The following is a 3,420-nucleotide window of genomic DNA, read 5'->3' on the forward strand; positions in this document are numbered from 1 at the left end:
GATACGCTCCCGCCTTGACATTCCGGTAGTGTACCTGACCGCTTACTCGGACGCAAGTACGCTGCAGCGTGCCAAGATAACCGAACCTTACGGCTATATCATCAAGCCCTTCCAGGAAAGAGAGCTACACATCATTATCGAAATAGCCCTGTATAAACACGGGATGGAGAGGAAACTAAGAGAGCGAGAGGAGTGGTTTGCAACGACGCTGATGAGCATCGGAGACGGCGTCATCGCCACTGACAGGAATGGACTGATAAACTTCATGAATGCGGCTGCCGAGCAACTGACGGGCTGGAAGCAAGAGGAAGCCATGAACCGGAAGCTGACCGAGGTATTCAAAATAATAAACCGGGACACCCGTCAGTCTGTAGAGAACCCTGTAGCCAGGGTACTGCTTACCGGTGAGGTCGTCGGACTGGCGAACCACACCATGCTCATTACCAGGGATGGTACGGAGATACCGATAGATGACAGGGCTACACCCATCAGGAATTACGCGGGAAACCTTACCGGCGTGGCGCTGATATTCCGCGATGTCTCCGAACGGGACCGGGTTGAGCGTCTTAAGGATGACTTTATCGGCATGGTCTCTCACGAGCTCAAGACTCCGATGACAGTCATTATGGGCGCTCTCCACGTACTCACACAGGAAGGACTCTCCGAGCGGGAGACCCGGGAACTTCTCCGTGACGCTATCAGCGGTACTGAAACCATGGCAGCGATAGTGGAAAACCTGCTCGAGCTATCTCGCTCTCAGGCAAACCACCTGATCCTGAATATGGAACCTATCGACGTCTTCAAGATAGCACGGGATGTAACGCGGAAACTGCAGGGCAAATCAGCGACGCACCGCCTCACCGTTGACGCGCCCACCAGTCCGGTATTAGTTCTGGCTGACCCGGTAAAGGTCGAGAGAATTCTGTACAACCTGGTTGAAAACGCCATCAAGTACTCACCGAGGGGCGGCGAAATCAGGATTTTCAGCCAGAGGAACGATAACAAGCTAATCCTGGGTGTCAGCGACCAGGGACCGGGGATTCCACCCGAGGGACAGAAGAGGCTCTTTCAGAGTTTTGAGCAATTGGAGACAATTTACCGGAACCCCACCCAGGGCGTCGGGCTGGGACTCAAGGTCTGCCGCACCCTGGTAGAGGCGCACGGCGAAAAGATATGGGTTGAGTCAGAACCGGGCAAAGGGGCGACCTTCCTGTTCACACTGCCTTTTGCTCACACCGCCCGTAACAAAAAAGAGTACGGTACAAAATAGAAACCACGCGCAGGCTGTAACACCTAATTCTTAAGATAGCGGCACGACGAAGCATACAGGCAAATAACAGGCTTCCGGACTGCTTTGTTCCCCCTTCTTGATAATCAATTATTTTTATTATACTTTACCTTATCGAATATTCCATCGACTTTACCTGAATACCTCTTTCTACAATAACAGATAAAGCCTTATCACTGGTTTTTCGGAGGAGAATAATTGACCATCCACATCACTCCGAACCTGTCTTTGAAGCTCTCGTAGTAATCTCCCCACATCTGGTCGGCAATCGGCATCTCGATTGAGCCACCGGCAGAAAGACCATTCTCCGATTGTAGTAAAGTACCATCAAGGTCAAACAAAAATGCTTCCATGTAGCTAATCCCCCTGTAGCGCGTCGCCAGGATTCCTGTGACTGCTGACTGCCGGGCGACCTGTTGCTATGCCAAGGAATCTAATCCCACGGCTCTACTTCAACCACCGTCTTTATGTGTTCCGGGTCATTGAGGCTGAAAGCCCGCTGATAATCGTTCAACCGGAAACGATGGGTTATCATCTCACGTAACACACCACCAAACCGGGAGTCGACCTGTCCCAGGTCTTTTAACGCCATCTCAAAATGCATGCGGTTGGAGTTTACGCTACCCACCACCACCTGGTTATAGCGCACTATCCGGCGCACCAGTTCAGCCGCGTCTAACCGGATGTTTAAGTCTCCCTTCGGTATTCCGGTCATCACGCATATACTGCTGCGAGACATAAAGGGGATGAGATGCACGGCGGTTTCGGCAGCGCCGGAGGCTTCAAATATTACGTTGAGGTTGCCGGAAGGTTTGCAGCAGATATCCACGATTTCCTGAGGCATCCTGGTGCTGGCATCAATATACTGGGCACCCAGATTCTTGACCAGGCGCGCTTTGGGGCTTTCTTCAGGCACAATATCAGCAACGAACGTATTCGTTTTGGCCAGTCTGATAAGAACAGTGGCCAGCAGACCCAGGGGGCCGGCGCCTACCACCAGCGCCGTTTTGCATCCACCCCAGTCTCTGGATTGAAAGCTATGCTCCGGATGCGGACAGGCCCAGGGCATGCGGGACTGGATAACCCTTATCTGCTCAATCCCTTTCTCCGCTATGCTTAATGCCTCGGTGAAAACCGCCCGCCTGGTCAACTCGGAGGGTATTTTTACCATGTATTGTTCCCGGTCAACAACGTAATGAGTCAGGTAGCCGTCAAGCTGGTGAATACCCCGCTCCTTGAAGAGGCCGGTCATACACATATCGCTCTGGTTGTGCAGGCATGGAGCGCAGATGCCACAGCCGCGGCGAACGGTCACCGCTACCGGGTCGCCGGGTGCCAAAGACTTCACCTCGTTGCCTACCTCCTCGACCACGCCAACCATCTCATGCCCCATAACCATTTCGTTGCGCCCTTCAGCGATGTCGGGCGTTCCCTGACTGACAATGCCGAAATCTGTTCCGTCCAGACCGACCTCTTTGACCCTTACCAGCACTTCATCCGGTTGTGTTATCTGCGGTCTAGGGATTTTAAAATCATGCACTTCAGGCTTTCCCCGAATCATTCCTACTGCAAACATTTTTCCTGTACCTCCTTTTCAAATCAGAAGGGTGCTACCCGCGTTTCCTGACAGCGTGCCCTCCGAATTGCTGACGCAGGGCAGCCAGCAGTTTAGCTCCGAAGGGTTGCTCCTGACGCGACCTGAAACGCGCCTGGAGCGCCTGGGTGATAACCGGCACGGGTATGCCAAGTTCTATCGATTCCTCCACCGCCCAGCGTCCTTCTCCGGAATCTTCGACGTATGCCTGAATATTCTCCAATGCAGGATCATTTTCCAGTGCTGCCGCCGTCAGGTCCAGTAACCACGAGCGAATGACGCTGCCGTATCGCCAGATTTGAGCTACCTGATGCAGGTCGAGATTGAATTCACTTTTTGCCCGCATCAATTCAAAACCCTCGGCGTATGCCTGCATCACCCCGTATTCGATGCCATTGTGCATCATCTTGACGAAGTGTCCGGCTCCGCTGGGACCTACATACCCATATCCGTTCTCCGGCGACGGCGCCAGCGTCTGAAATACCGGCTCCAGACGATTATAGGCATCGTTGTCACCGCCTACCATCAGGCAATAGCC

Annotated in this window: 4 protein-coding genes; 1 reads left to right on the forward strand and 3 read right to left on the reverse strand. The window is 53.2% G+C overall.

Going from position 1 to position 3,420, the window contains the following annotated elements; genetic code table 11:
• Positions 1-1,270: ATP-binding protein (locus Q8Q07_02140; protein MDP3879092.1), on the forward strand; the 1,270-nt coding region annotated here is incomplete at its 5' end.
• A gap of 191 nt (positions 1,271-1,461) precedes the next feature.
• Here the strand turns inward: Q8Q07_02140 and Q8Q07_02145 are convergent.
• The 3 genes from Q8Q07_02145 to Q8Q07_02155 all read right to left on the reverse strand — a co-directional run.
• On the reverse strand, positions 1,462-1,641 hold the full coding sequence (locus Q8Q07_02145; GenBank protein MDP3879093.1) for a hypothetical protein: 180 nt from the start codon (positions 1,639-1,641) through the stop codon (positions 1,462-1,464).
• Between the two features lie 80 nt (positions 1,642-1,721).
• Positions 1,722-2,864, reverse strand: coding sequence for an alcohol dehydrogenase catalytic domain-containing protein (locus Q8Q07_02150; protein MDP3879094.1), 1,143 nt, complete (start codon positions 2,862-2,864; stop codon positions 1,722-1,724).
• 34 nt (positions 2,865-2,898) lie between these two features.
• The coding region (locus tag Q8Q07_02155) for an NADP-dependent phosphogluconate dehydrogenase (protein MDP3879095.1) at positions 2,899-3,420 on the reverse strand (522 nt) is incomplete at its 5' end.

The organism is Dehalococcoidales bacterium (assembly GCA_030698765.1).
In the GTDB taxonomy this organism is placed as follows: domain Bacteria; phylum Chloroflexota; class Dehalococcoidia; order Dehalococcoidales; family UBA2162; genus JAUYMF01.